This window comes from Alkalihalobacillus alcalophilus ATCC 27647 = CGMCC 1.3604, assembly GCF_000292245.2.
Taxonomy (GTDB): Bacteria; Bacillota; Bacilli; order Bacillales; family Bacillaceae_D; genus Alkalihalobacillus; species Alkalihalobacillus alcalophilus.
Genome location: NZ_ALPT02000007.1, coordinates 39,431 through 59,609 on the forward strand (window position 1 = coordinate 39,431; position 20,179 = coordinate 59,609).

General features: G+C 35.5%; 18 protein-coding genes and 1 pseudogene. 4 read left to right on the forward strand and 15 right to left on the reverse strand.

All coding sequences use genetic code 11. The features are described 5' to 3' along the window. Positions 1-38: 38 nt before the first annotated feature. From BALCAV_RS03025 to BALCAV_RS03040, 4 genes and pseudogenes are all read right to left on the reverse strand, one after another. The gene (locus BALCAV_RS03025; protein WP_003323719.1) at positions 39-992 is read right to left on the reverse strand and encodes a type II toxin-antitoxin system SpoIISA family toxin; all 954 of its coding nucleotides are present in this window, start codon (positions 990-992) and stop codon (positions 39-41) included. Between the two features lie 1,146 nt (positions 993-2,138). Continuing rightward, positions 2,139-2,363 (reverse strand): hypothetical protein, encoded by a 225-nt coding sequence (locus BALCAV_RS03030; RefSeq protein WP_003324695.1) that lies wholly within the window; start codon positions 2,361-2,363, stop codon positions 2,139-2,141. A 495-nt stretch (positions 2,364-2,858) separates the two neighbouring features. After that, positions 2,859-3,991: pseudogene (gene tnpB / locus BALCAV_RS23365) on the reverse strand (IS200/IS605 family element RNA-guided endonuclease TnpB). A 747-nt stretch (positions 3,992-4,738) separates the two neighbouring features. Continuing rightward, the gene (locus tag BALCAV_RS03040) at positions 4,739-5,848 is read right to left on the reverse strand and encodes a class II histone deacetylase (protein WP_003321760.1); all 1,110 of its coding nucleotides are present in this window, start codon (positions 5,846-5,848) and stop codon (positions 4,739-4,741) included. A gap of 144 nt (positions 5,849-5,992) precedes the next feature. Here BALCAV_RS03040 and BALCAV_RS03045 point away from each other — a divergent pair, with 144 nt between their 5' ends. From BALCAV_RS03045 to BALCAV_RS03055, 3 genes are all read left to right on the forward strand, one after another. After that, positions 5,993-7,051 carry a helix-turn-helix transcriptional regulator gene (locus BALCAV_RS03045; RefSeq protein ID WP_003321759.1) on the forward strand — a complete coding sequence of 353 codons (1,059 nt, stop codon included), beginning with the start codon at positions 5,993-5,995 and terminating at the stop codon, positions 7,049-7,051. 507 nt (positions 7,052-7,558) lie between these two features. Then, on the forward strand, positions 7,559-8,965 hold the full coding sequence (locus BALCAV_RS03050; RefSeq protein WP_003321758.1) for a hypothetical protein: 1,407 nt from the start codon (positions 7,559-7,561) through the stop codon (positions 8,963-8,965). A gap of 40 nt (positions 8,966-9,005) precedes the next feature. Beyond that, positions 9,006-9,359 carry a hypothetical protein gene (locus tag BALCAV_RS03055; RefSeq protein ID WP_003321757.1) on the forward strand — a complete coding sequence of 118 codons (354 nt, stop codon included), beginning with the start codon at positions 9,006-9,008 and terminating at the stop codon, positions 9,357-9,359. Positions 9,360-9,523: 164 nt separating this feature from the next. On the opposite strand, the gene rpiB is transcribed toward BALCAV_RS03055, so the two are convergent. From rpiB to solA, 8 genes are all read right to left on the reverse strand, one after another. Next, on the reverse strand, positions 9,524-9,961 hold the full coding sequence (gene rpiB, locus BALCAV_RS03060) for a ribose 5-phosphate isomerase B (RefSeq protein WP_003321756.1): 438 nt from the start codon (positions 9,959-9,961) through the stop codon (positions 9,524-9,526). Positions 9,962-10,032: 71 nt separating this feature from the next. Beyond that, positions 10,033-11,016 carry a LacI family DNA-binding transcriptional regulator gene (locus BALCAV_RS03065; protein WP_003321755.1) on the reverse strand — a complete coding sequence of 328 codons (984 nt, stop codon included), beginning with the start codon at positions 11,014-11,016 and terminating at the stop codon, positions 10,033-10,035. Positions 11,017-11,130: 114 nt separating this feature from the next. Then, positions 11,131-12,069, reverse strand: a complete 939-nt coding sequence (alsK, locus tag BALCAV_RS03070) for an allose kinase (protein WP_003321754.1) — start codon at positions 12,067-12,069, stop codon at positions 11,131-11,133. Positions 12,070-12,146: 77 nt separating this feature from the next. Then, positions 12,147-12,833 carry a D-allulose 6-phosphate 3-epimerase gene (gene alsE, locus BALCAV_RS03075; RefSeq protein WP_003321753.1) on the reverse strand — a complete coding sequence of 229 codons (687 nt, stop codon included), beginning with the start codon at positions 12,831-12,833 and terminating at the stop codon, positions 12,147-12,149. Between the two features lie 28 nt (positions 12,834-12,861). Further along, on the reverse strand, positions 12,862-13,812 hold the full coding sequence (gene alsC / locus BALCAV_RS03080; RefSeq protein ID WP_003321752.1) for a D-allose ABC transporter permease: 951 nt from the start codon (positions 13,810-13,812) through the stop codon (positions 12,862-12,864). A 14-nt stretch (positions 13,813-13,826) separates the two neighbouring features. Next, positions 13,827-15,338, reverse strand: a complete 1,512-nt coding sequence (locus BALCAV_RS03085; RefSeq protein ID WP_003321750.1) for a sugar ABC transporter ATP-binding protein — start codon at positions 15,336-15,338, stop codon at positions 13,827-13,829. Positions 15,339-15,367: 29 nt separating this feature from the next. Beyond that, the gene (alsB, locus tag BALCAV_RS03090; protein WP_003321749.1) at positions 15,368-16,339 is read right to left on the reverse strand and encodes a D-allose transporter substrate-binding protein; all 972 of its coding nucleotides are present in this window, start codon (positions 16,337-16,339) and stop codon (positions 15,368-15,370) included. A gap of 465 nt (positions 16,340-16,804) precedes the next feature. Next, a complete protein-coding gene (gene solA / locus BALCAV_RS03095) occupies positions 16,805-17,944 on the reverse strand; it encodes an N-methyl-L-tryptophan oxidase (protein ID WP_003321748.1) in 1,140 nt (379 codons plus the stop codon). 429 nt (positions 17,945-18,373) lie between these two features. Here solA and BALCAV_RS03100 point away from each other — a divergent pair, with 429 nt between their 5' ends. Beyond that, positions 18,374-19,000: a YdeI/OmpD-associated family protein gene (locus tag BALCAV_RS03100; RefSeq protein WP_003321747.1), complete on the forward strand. Its 627-nt coding sequence runs from the start codon at positions 18,374-18,376 to the stop codon at positions 18,998-19,000. Between the two features lie 194 nt (positions 19,001-19,194). Here BALCAV_RS03100 and BALCAV_RS23370 read toward each other — a convergent pair whose 3' ends face one another. From BALCAV_RS23370 to BALCAV_RS23375, 3 genes are all read right to left on the reverse strand, one after another. Continuing rightward, positions 19,195-19,404, reverse strand: a complete 210-nt coding sequence (locus BALCAV_RS23370) for a recombinase family protein (RefSeq protein WP_003321746.1) — start codon at positions 19,402-19,404, stop codon at positions 19,195-19,197. A 5-nt stretch (positions 19,405-19,409) separates the two neighbouring features. Continuing rightward, positions 19,410-19,661, reverse strand: a complete 252-nt coding sequence (locus BALCAV_RS03110; RefSeq protein WP_003321745.1) for a recombinase family protein — start codon at positions 19,659-19,661, stop codon at positions 19,410-19,412. 91 nt (positions 19,662-19,752) lie between these two features. Further along, positions 19,753-19,878 carry a recombinase family protein gene (locus BALCAV_RS23375; RefSeq protein WP_003321744.1) on the reverse strand — a complete coding sequence of 42 codons (126 nt, stop codon included), beginning with the start codon at positions 19,876-19,878 and terminating at the stop codon, positions 19,753-19,755. Positions 19,879-20,179: the final 301 nt, after the last annotated feature.

The window sequence follows — 20,179 nt, forward strand, 5'->3', positions numbered from 1 at the left end:
ATTATCAGATTTAATTCAATTATACCATAAATAGATTATTATAAGTCATCAGTAGCATCAATCATATACCAATCAAATATGACAATCATATTTAAAATATGTGAGGCATCTACACCATCAACAACTACGTCAACTCCTTCAATCGTTATGAGCATACTATAGATGTCCCCATAATATGGGATTGCTATTAATTTATTTTCTTTTAATATGATAGTCTGACCACTTAACAACGTCTCAACCATATCATTTTTGTTTTTTTGAGATACATCATTGCCATGTCTAACACAAATATCTTGAAATTTCTTATCTATGTTTTCTTTATTAGTTTCCTGATTTTCAGTTGATTCAAACAAAAATAAACCTGTTTTAAACCCTAAACTGCTGGAATATTGAAGTGTATACTCTTTTAATTGCTCTTCATATTCTCTTGAATCTTTAGGGATCGGTCTCTCAAGTAAGTAACTATCTGTTTTTTGAATCACATCTGAAAACTTTTCTACCTTCTTTGAATTTTTAACAATTATTTCTTTACTCTCTAACAAAGCCTCTCTTATTTCATCCTCATGCTTTAATTCAGCATTCCAAATTTTTAATATATTCGGATTCTGAAACACCGCTAGATCAATAAATATTGCAAAAAAAGTTAATTGAATAAGCATAATCCAATTGCTAAATTCAATTTCTTTAAAAATAAAACCTACCACTATAAGGACAATAAACATTGTATAATAAGTTCTTCTTATCCTTCCTAAATTATTATAAAATCCCCTACTATTAATCCAGTAATAGGCCAATATAAAGATTAACATAATTGAAGTAGTTCCTAATAAAAGAAATAAAAAGGAAATATCGGAATGATAGATTAAAGTAATTGATACAGTTATTGGTATTAGAAGCAGAGCTACAAAAACTCCTAAAAAGGATAAGACATTAAGGTTAAAAAGCTTTTTCATCCGATTTCTACTCGTATTTAATACATCTTTCAAATTCAATTTTTTCAGTTCCCCCTCCATATTACTACTCTAAATATAAAGTACCCATATCTTTATATCCAACTTGTTTCTCCAAAAATACGGTGTCTGCCTAACTTGTCAAGCATGAGTATGGTTCTCTAGCTCTCTTTGATTCCCTTTACGGCTCTTATTCGATTGCTTTTGGAATCATTGGCCGGCTTTGATTCCCTTTACGGCTCTTGTTCAATCGCTTTTGACTTCATTGACAGGCTTTGATTCCCTTTGCAGCTCTTATTAAATCGCTTTTGACTTCATTGAGGCTCTTTGATTCCCTTTGCGGCTCTTATTCGATTGCTTTTGGAATCATTGATAGGCTTTGATTCCCTTTGCGGCTCTGATTCGTTGGGCTTCTCCCTTCACACGATTGGAGAGGGAGTCTTCTGTCGGGAAATGATAAAAAATATCCTACAGGAATGCTAATTATGTTCTCACTGTGCATTATATTAATAAGCATACGCGCTTATATCATTTGGTAAGTTTTTAAGCTTTAATGAATAGCCTAATTCTACATTAAATCAATATCCTCAATTCCAGTACTTCCAGGAAAATATATACTCTCTCCGTTGTTTTTAAGAATATACTTTGGCGCAATAACAATTCCTCTCACAAAAAAATACCCCCTTCTTTTGTCTTAATATGATTCGACAAAAATAGAGGGTATCCTTTATAAAATTATTAGTACACAGATAGAGCACCTGCTTCACCTCTACCCCCATAACTCCAGCTAAAGTTAACGCCTGTTCCTTACCTATATTTTTCAAATTTGACACGTCTCTTTAGCTAGTAGCGAGAACATAAACGTTAATTTAAGGTTTGGATAAAAGCGGGCAAACAAAAAGGTTGAATATTCAGATATAAAATCGTAAAGAAACCCTCTTTATAAATGAGAAACTCGCTTGTTTCCGCTTTATTATAGAAGGAGTTTGTCATTCCTGCTGATAGAAAACATGAGAACCGCACTTCCCACTAACTGTAAACCTTACTCGATCCAATTTCATTCTCCACATTAGAAAAACAAATGCAATGTACCGCCTATTGTGTATTTCGATTTCGGAATGGGAACAGGCTTTATACTGATATAGAGAACATAGAAGGAAAGAGTCACCTAATAAAGTAATTCATGAATTATAAAAGTTCTTCAAGCTTTATTATCTCGTTTATACAAGATTTGTGATACATTTCTGTTTCAATGTTATTCATTTCAAGATACCTTCCATGCAATTCTACCTTCTTTAACATGCATTCACTTGTATGTTTTACATCCTTTCTCAAAACCTCATAATCACTTTCCGTGAGGTTGCCGATACCGAAATGTATCTTTCCTAGGACATCTTCTACACTTATTGACATTCTCCCCACCTCCTTCACGTTTCCTTACTATATACGAATATTTAACACAGAAAGATTCAGAAAAATAGCAATCACTTTTATACCAAGTGAGTTTGTTTATGGCATTTTAAAAATGTATCATATGGCAATTAAGTGCATGCCCTAATCTATGAATAATCGCTGCTTTACACAAAGAGGTAGGACTAAACCGTGGCCTTGTTCGGAAAAAGGAAGCACGAGAACCGTCCCCCGCACTTCATAAATACTTTAGATACTTCTCATTATGTTGATATGATTTTTCGTACCAAATAACATTATTTGACTTGTTGAATTTTGCTTAATAGTAGTTACTAAGGTGATTGTGGAACATACGCTTGAACTACTCGCCACTTAGCTAACGCTTGAAGTGGGAGATTCTTGGGAACAGAGCGTACTTGCCAGCGGATTTCTTTGCCAACAGAGGCTTCTCTTATGGACCAAGCTATCCCCGTCGATTCCTACGGTTCTGTCTGTTGTTTAAGCCAAGTTGAAGGTTCTTACCCCTTCAGCTAGAATATTTTGGCTGGCATTGATATCTCGAGCGTGATGTTTATGGCAAATAGGACACGTCCAATCCCTTATTTCAAGAGATTTCTTGCCCTCTTGATGTCCACATTCGGAACAGATTTGACTAGAGGGAAACCACCTGCTTATTTTCACGATGGTTTTCCCGTACCATTTCGCTTTGTATTCTAATTTTAATACAAAAGCAGTCCAAGATACATCCGAGATCGATTTGGCTAATTTATGATTACGCAACATTCCTTTGGTGTTCAAATCTTCGATACAGATCACATCGTGGTTTTTGATGATGTCTGTACTTAATTTGTGAAGGAAATCGTCACGTTGGTTCCTGACTCTTTCGTGCAATCTAGCCACTTTGCGTTTTTGCTTCTGATAGTTTTGGGCATCAAGAAGGTTCATCCCCTTGTTTTTAGCCTGTAAGGCACGTCTGGAAAGTTTTCGCTGTTCACGTCTTAATTTCTTTTCCATTTTGGCTGTGAACGTATGATTGTCCATCTTGTGACCATCCGAAAAAACCGCAAAGTCCGTGATGCCTAAATCTATACCGATAGATGAATCCGTTTTTTCAAGGGCTGTACGTCTGTTTCGACTAGAATGGATACAAAGAACTTTCCGCTTGGATTTCGTCTGACTGTAGCGTTCAGAATACGCCCTTCAACCTCACGACTTTTGGCCAAGCGAACAAGACCCAGCTTCGGCAATTTGATTTTGTTGTCTACTATGGCAATGTTGCTATTTGTTACTTTCGTGGTGTAGGATTGTACCTGATTCTTTTTAGACTTGAAACGCGGCGCTTTATTTTGTTTCTTGAAGAATCGAGTATAGGAATCAGCAAGGTTTTTCAGGGAGGATTGAAGGGCAATGCTGTCCACTTCTTTTAGCCATACGAATTCCTTTTTTAGTTGGGTTAATTCAGCCGAACAAGAAGAATACGTTAACCCTTTGCCTGTTTCTTGGTAGGTATCGTTCCATTTCCCTAAAAAGCGATTGAATACGAAACGGCTACATCCGATTGTTTTAGCAATGAAGGTTTCCTGTTCTTTGGTTGGATAGAGACGAAATTTGTACGCTTTGTTGATGAGCATTGTTTTCACCTCCGATAAGAATATATGTTCCTATTATACCCTAACAAGAATCTCTTTGGCTACCACCAACCGCCATTCATCTCCCCCTTATCGTTGGGCTTCTCCCTTCACACGATGGAAGAGGGAGTCTTCTGTCGGGAAATGATAAAAATTGGAAGACCTGCACCCAGGATTAACGAGCTTACGATGTATGTTTTATACCACAATTTTATTCAATGGATGTGCTTGAAAATTTATTGTTGTTACTTTTTTACTATATATAGTGCACTATATCGCTCAGTTCACTTTTCAATAACCGCTCTGTATCCCTTTGTAAAGACTAAAGACAGATGATCCCTTATAGAACGTAAAAAATGCCCCCCTAAATGGAAATGAGCCTGCTAGGTCGCTTTAAATTCGGTTAATAACAAGCACCCGATATTAAATGTCGAAAAGTAGCATCCTCGTGATGAGGATGCTTTTCGTTGTTCTTGATTTAGGCACATATAACTGTCAACAAATTCTGATTCAAATCAAATTCAGTTTAGTTCCATTTCCATCAATTACTCTCTCAACAAAACCTAACAAAATTCGAGTGGTGACAGGGACCGAATTTAACTTCGGTTCGTTAAACATATCCAAACTCCACTACAAGGCAACGATGGCTTGTTTGCTTCTGCAATTACTCGTCTCATGTCTTGCATAGACGTAACGCCGGTAATCGCTAGGACTTTTCTTGAGATACGAAGTATAAAATTTCGCAGTTTCCTATAATAAATTCCAGTAAGATGACTGAATCTGTTTTACGTGATCTACTGCTTCTTTTTGAGAGGTAAGCAGTTCATTAGTTGGTAATCCTGGGAATGCGGGTGCAAAAGGATCTTCAATATTAGTTGAGATACCACTAATTGATTCTACAATAGCTAAGGAGCAAAAAGGTACATAAGCACCACTGTAACCTCCTTCATGGCATAAAACAAGTTTTCCATCGCAATGGTTTTTTGCAAGCTCGTTCATTGTTTCTGCAAATTGATAAAAGCCATCACGAGTAACCATCATTCGAGCTAGAGGATCAAATAAACTAGGATCTTGTCCTGCTGAAACGATGATTAACTCTGGTTTAAACTCATTTACAATTGGTGCTACAATTTCTTTGAATGCATACATATATCCAGCATTACCAGTCCCTGCAGGTAGTGGAATATTAACTGTATATCCTTCAGCACCATTTTTTCCAACGTGTTCAGCAAACCCTCGGTCTGCAGGGTAATATCTATCTTGGTGAAGCGATATAAAGAGCACTTCATTATCTTCATAGAAGGCTGACTCCGTACCATTTCCATGGTGTACATCCCAATCAAGAACCAATACCCGTTTTAAACCATATTTTGCTTTAGCATACTTACCAGCGATTGCAACATTATTAAATAGGCAAAAACCGCTTCCTTCATGAGCTTCAGCATGATGCCCAGGAGGTCTAGTGAGTGCATAGACATTTTTAACGTCCCCATTCATTACTGCATCAACACCAGTTAATGCGCCTCCAGCAGACAATAAAGCTATTTCATAAGAGCCTGGCCCAACAATCGCCAGAGGACCAGTTTCTCCTCCACCATTATCACTCACTTCCTTCGTTTTCTGAATTAACTCTTTTGTATGAAATAAAGCAACTTCCTCTTCAGTGGCAGGGCGTGGTGCAATGGATTTCATTTGCTTTAATAGTCCACTTCTCTCTAGTAAATTTTTAAAGCGACGTTTAGTTGCTGGATTCTCTGAATGAATGTCACTTTCTACCCATCCACCTGGTGATAAAAATAATGCCCCATTACCGGTGTCATGCCAAAAATAACTCTCGTCACAAATAAAACCTGTTTTCATTGGAAATCCCCCTCTAAATTATTTTAATATTCATGATATTATTATGTTAGTTGCAAGCGTTTACAGCAATTACACAAACTCGTTCTTTTTATAAAAGAAAAAGTACCCAAAAGGGTACCAACTTGATATTTGAGGTGATATAGAATGGTTCAAGGACACAGTTTAAATAAGAAAGATTATAACGAGATGATGAAGCTAGTATCTTCGTTATCGACCCCTTCCATTAACATATCGAGAGAACTACAATGTAAGTTATCTGAAATTTTCGGGTACCATTCTACAGTTTTATGGAAAGTGGATGATAATGAAAATTTAAATTCACCTCAAACTCATCGCTTGTCAGACTATTCAATAGAGGAATATTTAAGAGATTATCATCACCTTGATTATTTACATCCAAATAATCAAGGTCAATTACTTAAGAATAAAATAGCTCTAAGGCTTGAAGATATTATCCCTCTCGAACGCTATAGAAAATCTACTTATTATAAAGAATTCATGAAAAAATATAACTATTATCATGAAATGGTTGTGAGCTTCTACTTTAAACAAAGACTTGTAGGGGTACTTGGGGTGACTCGTGAGGAAGCTGAAGAAGGTTTTTCTGAAAACGATTGTCACCGGTTTAAAGCTCTAGCCCCTATTATAGCCAATTTTTTATGTATAGAAAAAGAGCAAGAAGAAGAGCGTTATGAGAGGAAAGTTTTTGAGGATTTTACTAATAAAAGTGAAGCAGGTTTAATTTTACTTAATAAAAATTATTCCATTCAGTATATGAATAATGCTGCATGGGACATCTTTAGAATGACAACTAGAAATAATGATTTAAATGGCTTTTTACAAAAACTTTTGAACAAAGATATACATTCTGTTATAGGGAGCTCTAAGCTGTACACTTCGGCTCTTGACAGCTACAGCGTTAGATTAGTATCTCAATTTGATAACTCCCTTTCTCATATTGATCGCTTTGCAATTATCATAGAAAAGGAATCTTCGCATGATTGTGATACAAATAAAAATTTAGTTTTACATTTAACAAGTCGCGAAAGAGAAGTTACTTATTTCCTTTGTAAAGGATACAGATATGAAGAAATAGCGAAAGAGCTGTATATAAGTATTAATACGGTGAAAAAGCATATCAAAAATATCTATCAAAAAACAAACGTTAACAGTAGAGCTTCATTGCAATTGCTGTTACAATAAGCTAGTTTTTTAAACCTATGGTCGAAAAAAATAAGGGGAAGCACGGGGACGGTTCTCATGCTTCCTTTCATTGCTTCATATATCACCATACTATTCCCCTCTTTCCTTAGGAAGTGCCAACCACCCACCAGCTTATGTAGTGGATATAAATAGCCTAGCAGAGCCAAGCGATACTTAAAAATAACAGCCTCTAACTAACTTAATCTGTCCGATAAAAACCAGCAATCTTCAGGTCGTTCCTGGCACCAAAACTATCAAACAGATCTCAGGAAGCATCACCTTACTATTCGACAAGTGAACGGAAACTATCGATTGTCGGATTAAAGAAACAACTTGAAGGACTAACTAATCTTTGTTTTTTGGTGCCTGTCAATCCTCGTAATATAGCGAAAAAGCTAAAGAGTTGTTACTAAATAAAAATAGATTGGATAAAAAGTTATATATTAGGTATTATGATTACAAATACAACTATTGGATATTTTATATATACTACTTTGAGGAGGACAAATGATTAGAATTAATGATTATGCAGAAATATCATTTATAAGATTTGTTGAAAAATCGGAAAGGACTAACTCTAATTTTAATACAGAAAAAATCATTGAAGATTATTTATTATACAATTGTAAGAGTTGGGATTTGAAATTTTTCCTGAAGTTATTCCAAGATTTCCTTTTGAGAACAGACCAAGAAAATAAACCTCTAATAGAATTATTTGAAGATTTTTGCACCAACTCAGATTCTTTACAGTTCATTTCACCTGAGAGCATTAACAAAAGACCTTACTTAAATCCTTATTTACTTCAATTTTGGTACTTGATGAAAAACGAGGTTGATTATAAGGTTATTAACGATTATTTCATCCATATGGCTACTGAAAGTTACCATCGTAATCTAGGTTTGGACAATTGGTTTAATGCAGTTACAAAAAGATATTCTACTATTCTTTCTTTTTATTTCAATAAATTCATGAGTAATACTTACTATCACCATTATTATTATGATTTTAACAACTGGAGAAGCCATAAAAGAGAACAATTATCAACCCCCCCTTACAATGGTGATTCGACAAATTTTTTTTCATTTGATGAAAGACGCATCAGATTACGACATTTAGTTTATACTCCACGCGATGAAATTTCTGAAAATTTAATATCTCGTGATATCATTAAACCTGATGATGACTTTCAGTATATTAATTTTTTACATTACCTTGTAGGACATAATATTAATATCAATAAACATTTAACTTACCCCGCTTTAATGAGATATGTTGAAATGTACTGTAACGAAACAGGTCAAAAAAAGGCACCCCTCACTAAATTTGCTAAAAGTATTAATAAAAAAGACAATCTATTTAGTAAAATATTATCATTATGGAATCGTAACAAAAAAGGAACCGATTTTGATTTCGATAGAGTGAATCTCCCTAAAGCGCACAGTCTTATTTTATTTCCAAAACACAATAAACTATCTGAATTTTTAAATCTATATTGGGAAGATATTCATCATATGACTCACGATATTATGGACATCTATTATACAGAAGAAGACTTCAAAACTAATGTTAGTGGGTATAAACGATTAAATCAGTTACAACCTAGTTTCCAAAGAGCAGATGTAACGTTACCAGCCATTTTCGTATGGGAAAAGTTCGGAACAGAAGTAGAATTCATCTTGTTAGATAAATTATCCCATAAGGAAATTTACGATGTACTTGAGTATTTTAAACTCTCCATACAAAATAATACTAATTTTATTGAGTCTGTTAAACTTACGAAAGAGCAAGTTAAGGAGATTATAAAAAAAAGAGAGAGTGAAAAAACAAATGGAGTTCATATAACCAACAGTAATATAATGACAGTTGGGCATAATAATCATCTCGAAAACCCGAACATCAAAGTAGATAATTAAAATAAAATTCAATAATGAACTGATGATAGGAGACCACTAAATGGAGAAATATAAAATAACTAACTCTCAAGTATCTGTTGTTGGCGACAATAATCAATTAAATAATATTAGTCTTACCGTGAACAATATGCATTCGTATGAAATGGATATTCAAAAATTACAAGAAGAGATAAAATCAATAGTAGACTTCCTAGTGAAAAAAGAAATCAAAAGTACCGAAGAAAAGATACTAGTATCAGATATGTATGACTTACTTAATTTATCTGGTGAAGGTACAATCAAGGAAATTACTAATGACCTAAAAAACAAAGCATCAAAACTTTTATATGATATAGCAACGGGAGTTAATGCGGGATTGATTGTCAATATTCTTTCGAAAGTGCTCGGAATGTAAATAGTTATCTTTCTTACTCTGAATATAGTAGTGTCTTGGATGACTTTTGAGCAGAAGTTTAGGTCGGTGCCTGTCAATCCTCGAACTTTACCGAAAAGCACCCTCACTACGAGGATGCTTTTCGTCATATTCTAACAAATACCGACAAGTGACAGTTACTACCACTAATTCTCATACTCTGCTATTTTACAAACTCGTCGCTCATGACGTCCGCCTTCATACTCGGTTTCTAACCAAACTTTCACTATTTCTCGAGCTAATCCATTCCCTAGTACTCTTTGTCCTAAGGCTAATACATTACTGTTATTGTGTAGACGAGTGTATTTTGCGCTAAAGGTATCATGGGCGAGGGCACAGCGGATACCTTTAACTTTATTGGCCATAATAGACATCCCAATACCTGTTCCACATATGAGTATTCCTCTATCTACTTTTCCTGTTGTGACTTGTTCAGAAACTTCTAATGCATAATCTGGATAATCCACTCGCTCTTCTGAATAAGCTCCTAAATCTATAATTGTAATTTTCAGTTCTTCTAATTGCTTCTTTATTTCTTCCTTCATCGGTAAAGCGGTATGGTCACATGCAATGGCTACTTTCATAAAAAATACCTGCCTTTTTTTGATTTCGGGTAATCGATTAACCTGATATATTCCAACAAAAAATCTCTAATTTAAAAATTAAGAGTTGAATTTCTCTCAATATATTTTACTGGAATCGTTGTTTCTTTATCGACACTCACACCATTATCAATCATATTTAGTAACTTTTTAGCTGCTAACGTGCCTAAAGCGACTTTATTTTGGTCAATAGAAGAAATCGACATATATTCAGCTAAACTAATGTTATCGTAGCCAATGATTTTAACTTTCTCGGGCACATTTATTTGATGATGCTCTAAAGCTAGTTTTACACCAAATGCTAACCAATCCGTCGTAGCAAAGATACCGTCATATTGAAACCCTTGATCTTTAATCAAAAAATCTATCGCCTTTTGTGCTTGTTTAATTCCTACTTCCACTTTAACATGACTAAACGGTATTTGATTGTCTTCCATAACCTTCTGGAAACCTCTTAATCTTTCCATTGTTGGAAAAACGTCACGGTAATCACTGATGATTAATAAATTTTTGCAACCTTTTTGTAGTAACTCTCTCGCTGCTATACTTCCTCCATTAAAATTGTCAGATGTTACAATTGCCACATTGTGCAATTTAGGTTTTCGATCAATACAGACGATTGGTAATTGTGTTTTCATTTGAAAAAGTTGATCGCTTGCCGATAAATAGATTAAGCCGTCTACACCTTTCAATTCCAACTCTTCAAAGTACTTCAATTCTTTTTCTTCATTTTCATTTGAGTTACAAATAAAAACAGAATATCCAAGTTCACCACAATGATTTTCTATCGCTAAAACAATTTGAGCAAAAAATTCATTCGTAATGTCAGGGACAATGACACCGATTGTTTTGGATTTACTCGTTCTTAAACTTTTTGCGACAGCATTTGGACGATAATCATATTTCTTAACAATATCAAGTATATTTTGCTTTGTTTCTTCGGAATATCGACCCGTGTTATTCAGTACTTTTGATACTGTTGCACTTGAAACTCCTGCCATCTCTGCTATAGCCTTGATCGTTAATTTTTTTCCCATCTCAATTGCTCCGATTCTAAATTAGAATATATATTACAACTATAAACCTCATTCATAATCAAATCAATTATGATAGTTAACATCTTAGCGAAAGCATTAAAAAATATCAAAGGCTTAACAAACTAGGTTACCTTTATTCAGATAGAGTCTTCCGTATATACTCCTTGCTGCTCCTAATATACCTGCAGCATCTGTATCCTCTGCATACTCAATCGTTAATCCATTAGCAGGCCATGGCTTTCTTGTGTAATGAAAGATAGACTCTTCTAATTGTTTCTTAGGGAAATCGACCATTCCCAAAACCCCTCCACCAAGAATAACGATATTTGGATCGAAAATATTAATTTCAGTAGCTATGGGTATTGAAAGCGTCCGAATAAAATCACGTATACGCTTATCCTCTGAATATTTCACAAAAATTTGTTCAAATGGAACATCCGAAAAATACTGTTGATAAAGAGAGACTAACGCTTTTCCAGATGCATGTACTTCAATACAACCAGAATTGCCACATTGGCAAGAACTTTCATCTCCCATTACGGGTATGTGCCCTAGTTCTCCGGCGGCACCGTTTTTACCCCTGAGGAAATTTTGGTTTAAGTAAATTGAATTGCCAAACCCTGTTCCAATATAGAATCCTAAAACGATGTCCTCTTCTGAAATCGTTCTTTTAGAGAGTTCATATTGTAATAAATAATTGACGTCTTTCTCAATAAATATCGGTATCTTAAAATAATGTTGAAGATCGTCTACTATATTCGTATTACTTAAACACTCTAAATTCGGAGTGGAATGAATACTCTTCTTGTCCTTACTTATAACGGATGGAAACCCCATTCCAATAGCCATAACTTGTTTAATCCCCATATGCTCTTGGATATATTCTTCTAAAAATCGAATTAAAGATTCAATTGGCTCATGAACATTAATCACATCAACTACTTTTTTCTTAAAGTAGTAGAAAAGATTATTTTCGTGAGTGACTGCTCCTATCCGAATATGCGTACCACCAATATCCACACCTATGACATACTTTTGTTTTTTTATCTCCATATGAATTTCCTCACCTTAGTTTTGCTTCCAACCATTTTTAAGTAGGTTAAAAGATTAGAGTAGATTGGAAAAAGCTATCAGACTTGTGAAATGTCTTTAACTTCAAGATGAAACGTATCCATCATTTTATCCCAGGCAATATTGACATCTTCATCTAGTCCAAATAACCCTGAAGATCCAACAATTAATACTTCCGCACCAGCTTCTACAAGCTTTTTAAAAGTATTTTTGTTACAAGAGCCGTCGATTGTAATCAAATACTTATAGCCATTTCTCTCTTTTAATTCTTTTGCTTCTTTTATTTTTCCAATCATTTCTTCTACAAATTTCTGACCTGCAAATCCTGGGTCCACTGTCATAATCGTTAACTTATCAACGTGCTGAATATAATGTCTTATCGACTCTAGTGGTGTGGCTGGATTGAGGACAACTCCAAACTTTTTCCCTTTTTCCTTAATTTGATTAATCAAACGAAAAGCATTCCCATTAATCGTCTCTGCATGTAAGCTAATATAGTCCGCACCCGCGTCAATCGTCATTTCGACAAAGTCGGCCGGATTCGTTACCATTAAATGTGCATCAATCGGAACGTCCGTAATTTTTTTCAATTCTTGAATAAAAAAGGGGGAGAGCGTGATATTTTTAACAAAATGACCATCCATAATGTCAACATGATAAAAATCAGCTTTATCATTTAATACCTCCACTTGTTCTTTGAACCTCGATAAATCCATACACATTAATGACGGTGAAAACTTATACATGTAAACTCCTTCTTTCTTTTTTGAATTTTCAACTTTTCTTATTAGCAAAAAATCTATCTAAAGCAACAGCTCCAATAATTAAGGAACCCATGACAATTTGTTGATAATAAGTCGGGACATTTAAAATATTTAATCCATTATTAATAACGCCGATAATTAAAGCTCCCATTACGACACCAATGATTCTACCTTTACCACCAAAGAAACTAGTACCTCCAATAATCGCCGCAGCAATCGCAAAAAGTTCAAACCCCGTACCTGCAAGTGGCTCGGCCGCACCTAGACGAGCGGTTAACACAACCCCTGCTATCCCAGCACAAACTCCTGATATCATAAAAACAACAATCGTATATAACTTCACATTAATGCCAGAGAACCAAGCCGCTTGCGTATTTCCACCAATAGCATATATATTTCTTCCAAGCTTTGTTTTGTTTGTGACAAAGATTAAGACAATCGCCAAGGATAGGGCAATAATGACTGGTATAGGAATAAACCAAATATAACCAGCAATCCCTTGAGTGAACTCAATCGGTAACCCGTATACCGGACGGGCATCCGAGATGATGAGCGTTAACCCTCTAAATATCGATAATGTCCCTAATGTAATAATGAAGGGGTGCAAATTCGTTTTCACGACAAGGTATCCATTAATAAAACCAAGCAAGGCACCAACGACAAGCCCACCAATTAGGACGGAAAGAACGACCGGCACACCAGCTACTAAAAGTTTCGCTGTAATCATGCCTGTTAAGGCCATAATTGAACCAACTGACAGGTCAATTCCAGCAATTAAAATCGGGAAGAACTCTCCCACACCAACAATGATGTTAATAGAACTCTGTAAAATAACTTGTGTTAAATTAGAACCCGTAAAGAAATATTGTGGTGAAATAATGCCTAATATAAATATGATCAAAACAAGTATTCCGAAAGTACCATATTTTTGCCAAAGTGAATTAAATTGGTTGCTTTTCATTTGAATCCCTCTCCTTAAGATGTTGCTTTTGCCATGATATTCTCTTCTGTTGCTTCTTCACTTGTGAGAATCCCTTGAAGTTCTCCCTCCTGAAAAACAGCAATCCTATCACATACAGCTAATAATTCAGGTAATTCGGAAGAAACAACCAAGACCCCAACCCCTTTATCAGCTAGTTCCCTCATAATTTTATAAATTTCACTTTTAGCTCCTACGTCAATTCCTCTTGTTGGCTCATCAAAAATGAATAAATTAGAACCCGCTGCGAGCCACCTTCCGATAATCACCTTTTGTTGATTTCCACCTGACAATTCCGTGATATTTTGATAGATTGATGAGCATTTAATCGCTAATCTTTCTGTTTGATTTTCAGCCCACTTTAACTCTTCCTTGCGATTTAATAACCCGGACAAACCGCCATAATTCGAATTCGCAATTAACGAAGATATCGAGATGTTTTTCCAGATTTCAAAATTAGGGAAAAAGCCACTTTCTCTCCGATTTTCTGTGATATAAGCAATTTTATTTTTGACCGCATCATAAGGCGTTTTTATCTTTAATCGCTGGCCATTTAAAATAAGTTCACCAGACTTTATAGGGGCAGACCCTACAATTGCATTCATGAGTTCTGTTCGACCAGAACCAATTAAACCAGCAAAACCTAATATTTCCCCTTTATACAATTGAAAGTTGACACCCTTAATCTTTTCATCTTTTCTCGTGAAGTTTTTTACTTCCAACACCACTTCAGAAGTTCCTTGTGATTGATTTCTTGCGGTATACTTTGATTGCAATTCACGCCCAACCATTAACGTAATCAGCTCATTTGTTTCGATTGTTGCTAAATCTCTAGTCGCAACAAACTTGCCATCTTTAAGAACTGTTATCCGATCGCCAATCATTTTGATTTCTTTTAATTTGTGAGAGATGTAGACAATGCCTACACCCTCACTTTTTAATTGCCTAATAACCTTAAAAAGCTTAGCGATTTCTCCATCGGTTAAAGAAGAAGTTGGTTCATCCATAATTAATATTTTCGCTTCCGTCGCAAGAGCTTTCACGATTTCGACTTGTTGCTTTTCAGAGATTGATAATTCTCCTACTAGCTCTAAAGGATTCCGCTTCAGACCGACACGTTCTAAAAGGTCGATCGTTACTTTTTTCATATATTTCCAATCAACCAGTTCCATCCCTAGTACTTTTTTTGTCGGGAGTTTGCCAACAAAGATATTTTCAGCAATGGACAAATCATCAATGACACTTAACTCTTGATAAATAATACTGATTCCTAAACTCCCTGTATCTTTAGGAGTTAAAGCGCTATAACTCTTCTCATCAACCGTGATAGAACCTGATGTAGGTTCATAGACTCCACATAATATTTTCATTAAGGTAGATTTTCCGGCCCCATTTTCTCCTAATAGCACATGCACTTCTCCAGGCAAGAGAGTAAAATCGACCTCTTTTAATGCGGTTACACCAGAAAACTCCTTCGTAATTTTCTCCATATTGACTAGATAGTTCATGAAAACACTTCCTAACTTTTTTCCATGTATTATTCACTTACAATATACGAAGAGACGGTCACAAAATCGGGTTCTTCATCAGCATCTAAAATTTCACTATTCTTAATCGCTTCAACTAAAAGACGCAAAGACTCTTTCCCAATTTCAGATGAATCTTGTGCGACCGTAGCTGTAAGGCCACCATTTTTCACCGACTCAATGGCCTCTGGCTGTCCATCCGTCCCAACTACAATGATTTGCTCTTGTAATCCCGCATTATTAACAGCTTGAAGTGCACCTAAAGCCATCGTATCGTTCGCTGCATAAATCGCTTTTAAATCAGGGTATCTTTGAATCATGTTGGAAACGACATCCAGTGCTTTATTTCGATCCCAATCAGCTGGTTGGCTTGTGACAAGTTCAATCCCATCCGTACTTTCAAAAATAGATGCCGCTCCGCTTCTTCTCGCTTCACCAGACGCATTCCCAGATCGACCCTCAACGATCGCCACTTGACCTTCACCAATCGTTTCAACAATAAACGTTCCTGCTTGCTCACCAACCTGAACATTATCGGTCGTTACAAAAGCATTCACATTTCCACCCGCTTTGTGCAGTTCATCCATATCTACCTTTTCATCAATATTGACCGTTGGAATTCCATTTCTAGTTGCTGTCACGGTTGGTGAAATTAGATTCACTGGAGATAATGGAGCAAAAGCAATGCCGTCATACTCTTTATTGATTAAATCCTCAAAAATGCGAAGTTGCCCTTGAGAATCTTCTTCTGATTGCGAAGCTAAAATCTCCACTTCAACACCAAGCTCTTCCGCCTCTTCTAAAATACCTTGTTCCATTGTTGTCCAAAACGGATTTGATAACGTTTTCAAAACGACGGCGACTTTAATTGGTTTTTCCGAACTATCTGCATTTACTTCATCCGTACTCGTTGCAGAAGAATTACATCCAACTAAAAGCATAAAAAACAGGACAGCAATTGACATAAGACTAAATTTTTTCATTTAAATTCCCCTTTTCATTTTTGATTGTTAATTCAAAACCAAATCATGTTGATTCCCTTTTGAGAAATCGATTAACCAAACCTAATTTGTTCGATTGATTACATTTACTACTAAATCAAGGTAATCGATTAACCATTACTTTGTTTATTTGAGAAATCGATTAACCAATATTGCCGAGCTATTTAGTAAATTAGGAATCAATCATCCAAAATGTAACCCTTTACAAGATTCATAATAACGGTAAACGTTTATTTGTGTCAACTGTTAATTTAAGAAAATTCTAAATAAAAGAAAAGTTGGCTGACATTCGGAGTGAGTGTTGTGTGATGAACAGTATCTTTGAGCAGGGTCATAAACATTATTTTAACGAGAAAATAAGCTTTGCTCTTCCGCAATCGCTCCAATTGTGGAAGAGCTATTTCTATTGAATCGAATCTTTGTGCAGCAGTGACTTTGTTATGTTAATTATTTTTCTTCATCCAAAAATCGATTAATGGAAAACGGAGAAAGATCGATGTCATTCTTACCTGACATAATTAAATGACTTAGGGCTTGTCCAACGGCACTACTGAATTTGAATCCATGTCCGGAGAAGCCTGCTGCTATCGCAACATTGGAATATTTCGGATGTAAATCTATGATAAATTTTTCATCTGGGGTAAGGGTGTACATACATGTTTTTCCGTATTTCAATTGATCAATCTCCGGGATATGTTGTTTCAAAAATTGGACCAAATCTCCTTTATCCTCTGAGACTTCACCAAATTCTTTCATTGAAATATCTGGATTTATCTTCTCTCCGCCATCATGACGACCTACTTTGATCCCTGCCCCATCAATACTCGGAAAACCATAATAGATTCCGTGAGATGTCTCAAATGCAAAAGCTGGAAAGCTTTGATGATTATAGATTTTTTCATTCGCATCAAACCAAGCAAACGTCTTTCTTACTGGTGTAAGCGGAAGATCTAAATCGAGCATAGCTAGTAGATTCCTAGACCCTGCTCCTGCAGAAACGACTAACGCTTCCGAATAAAAGGTCTGTTCGTCCGTCTTGATTGTCACACGATCCCTTTCAACAGACATTTCTCTTACCTTGCTATTTGTAACGATCGTAGCACCGTGTACTTCGGCAAGTTCTTGATAGGCTTTAATACTTTCCTCACATTTTAAGACACCTGATGTCGGTTCAAAGCAACCAACAGAATCGTTAGGTAACGAAATTCCAGACCACCGACGCTGAACTTCACTTGAATCCATAACCTCCAGTGGTAACGAATATTTGTTAGCACTCGTGATAATATTTTGGATAAAATCGGATTGTTCCTTTCCAACCCCTAACACTCCTGTTTGAATCAATAATTCCTTTTCGCTAGCCCTTTCTAAATCTCTCCATAATTCCTGAGCTTTTAGAATAAGGGGTACATATTCCTCCCCCTCCGCATAGGCATATCGAATAATTCTTGTCCCCCCATGATGGCTCCCTTTGTTATGTGGTGGGTTAAAGGAGTCTAATAATAAAGTTTTCTTTCCACTCTTAGATAAATAATAACCTGCTGCCATGCCCATTGAACCAGCACCAATGATGATTACATCATAGTTCATATTCTTAAACCTCCATAAAAATTCTAATTATTCAAGTTTTCATAAATGATAATAGGCATTATAACATTTTGATTCTCAAAAGTATGGTTTTCTATCTTTGATCACCAGATGAATGGCGGTGGTAAACAGTCTGTCATTCGGTGGTAAAAACTATGTCAGAGGTGGTATATTTCATTGATCATAATCAGCGGAAAATACAATGTAACTGTTAGATGACAATTGATTACACTCAATAAGAATGTACCACAAATAACATCAAGGAAAAATCGTGCAAGCAAGAAAACGGAAAATCATTTAATATATAGGTAAAGTAGGAGTATGGCAACGATTCCTGTTTTTTTAGACCCATTTATTTCCACTTATTTGAAGGCGTTCATTTTTTCTATGTGTGAAACCACTCATATTGAATGAGAAAGGATATGTTCAAAAATGGAAATTAAGAATTTAATTAGAGTTAAGACAAGACAGGAATTGAGAGATTGGCTTGAGGAAAATTCAAATACAGCAAGGTTTTGTTGGGTAATAGTAAGCATGAGTGAACAAACTGAAGCCATCCAGTATCTCGATGCAGTTGAGGAAGCATTATGCTTTGGTTGGATTGATGGTATAAAGAAAAAAATATCAGATACTGAATTGGCTCAAAGGCTTTCTCCAAGAAAGAAAACAAGTAATTGGACAGAATTAAATAAAGAAAGGGTAAGGAGATTAGATAAATTAGGCTTGATGAAAGAGGAAGGACTGAATATTCTCCCTGATATGCGACCAGAATCTTTTACTATAGATAAAGATATTGAAACGCTTCTGAAAGAAGACGAACAATTATACCAGAACTTCATTAACTTTCCTGAACTATATAGCAGGATTAGAATTGATACAATACAAAGTTATAGGAATGAACCCGATATTTTTAATAAAAGGCTAGATAAGTTTATTGAAAACACACGAGAAAATAAAATGTATGGTCAGTGGAATGATCATGGCCGCTTGGTGGGCGAAAAAGTGTCGCCATCCACAATCCCGATTCCGATTAATTGTCGTTTGAAGAACCTTTTTTAATTGCCCAAGTATGGTAGGCGACTCCATGTCAAACTTACTTTTTAAATCCTGAAGTGTCATTGCTACTATTTATCCCTCTCGAAATCTTGGTGTTAGACAGGTACCAATTCGACTTTGGCTTACACTGCCAATACACACCAGTCCTATTAATGTATCGCTCAAAACGATAACCACAATGATGGCAATGCATTCTTTTACTGAAAGATGCGTAATGGTACTTTGGCGGTTGTGTATTTTTTTGTCTTAGATTCAATCCGCTCCTGTACCTTCTCAAAAACCTCCATGCTTATAATGGCAGGGTGTGTATTTTCAATGGCAATATGGTCTTGTCCCTCTTTAGAAAATAAGATCTTCGAGTGCACCCTAGCTAGTTTATTTCCGGTATAGGTTACTGTCTGTAGCATGGCTTTCACCGTATTAGATTGCAGACATCTTTACCTCTTGCTGTTTTGATTCCCCGTCTCATCAATGCTTGCGTTATATCTGCATAGCTCCACTTTTGAAGGAACCAATCATATATTTGTCGAACGATTGCTACATGGTCTGGATTAATATTCAGCGTAGCTCTCCCACCTTTTTTCACTCTGTTGTAACCGAAAACCTGATTGAATTTTGCATTACCTTTTTTGAAACTGTTTTTCATATCCCCATCTTGTTGCATTTGATATTGCCTCGATTTCTTCTTGCACTAATGCAGCATGTGTACTTAATAGGAACTGTTATATTCAATAAAAGTGTCGAGGTGTTGTTCCTCAAAATACACCCCAACCCCCATGAGCCTTAAGTTCTTCAACAATTTCTATAAGGTGTTTTACATTACGACTTAAGCGAGATACACTTTTAGTTAAAATAAAATCAACCCGCTTCTGCACACCCATTTCGTATTTTCACTCACACTTCAACTCTCCTCTTGAGCCGTGGAAGAAAGAATGGTTAAGAAAAGTTCCAATTTAGAGTCTAATGCATCGATATTCTCTTTCTCGAAAAATACTCCAAGAGTCGAGATAGATAAAAAATCTATATATTAAATTATATCTGTTTCTAAATGCTAGATATTATATCTACTTCGTATTTTTTATCTTTTTTATCTTTATATAATGATGTTTTTGCAATTTTGAACATTATGTGCGGTAGATGTTTTTATAAAAGAAGGCAAACCAAAATAGCCCATCACCAGTT

Bases quoted from the DNA above. Each gene is read 5' to 3' on its own strand.
- BALCAV_RS03030 (WP_003324695.1), bottom strand. From the start codon at position 2,363: ATGTCAATAAGTGTAGAAGATGTCCTAGGAAAGATACATTTCGGTATC.
- BALCAV_RS03040 (WP_003321760.1), bottom strand. From the start codon at position 5,848: ATGAAAACAGGTTTTATTTGTGACGAGAGTTATTTTTGGCATGACACC.
- BALCAV_RS03045 (WP_003321759.1), top strand. From the start codon at position 5,993: ATGGTTCAAGGACACAGTTTAAATAAGAAAGATTATAACGAGATGATG.
- BALCAV_RS03050 (WP_003321758.1), top strand. From the start codon at position 7,559: ATGATTAGAATTAATGATTATGCAGAAATATCATTTATAAGATTTGTT.
- BALCAV_RS03055 (WP_003321757.1), top strand. From the start codon at position 9,006: ATGGAGAAATATAAAATAACTAACTCTCAAGTATCTGTTGTTGGCGAC.
- rpiB (WP_003321756.1), bottom strand. From the start codon at position 9,961: ATGAAAGTAGCCATTGCATGTGACCATACCGCTTTACCGATGAAGGAA.
- BALCAV_RS03065 (WP_003321755.1), bottom strand. From the start codon at position 11,016: ATGGGAAAAAAATTAACGATCAAGGCTATAGCAGAGATGGCAGGAGTT.
- alsK (WP_003321754.1), bottom strand. From the start codon at position 12,069: ATGGAGATAAAAAAACAAAAGTATGTCATAGGTGTGGATATTGGTGGT.
- alsE (WP_003321753.1), bottom strand. From the start codon at position 12,833: ATGTATAAGTTTTCACCGTCATTAATGTGTATGGATTTATCGAGGTTC.
- alsC (WP_003321752.1), bottom strand. From the start codon at position 13,812: ATGAAAAGCAACCAATTTAATTCACTTTGGCAAAAATATGGTACTTTC.
- BALCAV_RS03085 (WP_003321750.1), bottom strand. From the start codon at position 15,338: ATGAACTATCTAGTCAATATGGAGAAAATTACGAAGGAGTTTTCTGGT.
- alsB (WP_003321749.1), bottom strand. From the start codon at position 16,339: ATGAAAAAATTTAGTCTTATGTCAATTGCTGTCCTGTTTTTTATGCTT.
- solA (WP_003321748.1), bottom strand. From the start codon at position 17,944: ATGAACTATGATGTAATCATCATTGGTGCTGGTTCAATGGGCATGGCA.
- BALCAV_RS03100 (WP_003321747.1), top strand. From the start codon at position 18,374: ATGGAAATTAAGAATTTAATTAGAGTTAAGACAAGACAGGAATTGAGA.
- BALCAV_RS23370 (WP_003321746.1), bottom strand. From the start codon at position 19,404: ATGCTACAGACAGTAACCTATACCGGAAATAAACTAGCTAGGGTGCAC.
- BALCAV_RS03110 (WP_003321745.1), bottom strand. From the start codon at position 19,661: ATGCAACAAGATGGGGATATGAAAAACAGTTTCAAAAAAGGTAATGCA.
- BALCAV_RS23375 (WP_003321744.1), bottom strand. From the start codon at position 19,878: ATGGGTGTGCAGAAGCGGGTTGATTTTATTTTAACTAAAAGTGTATCT.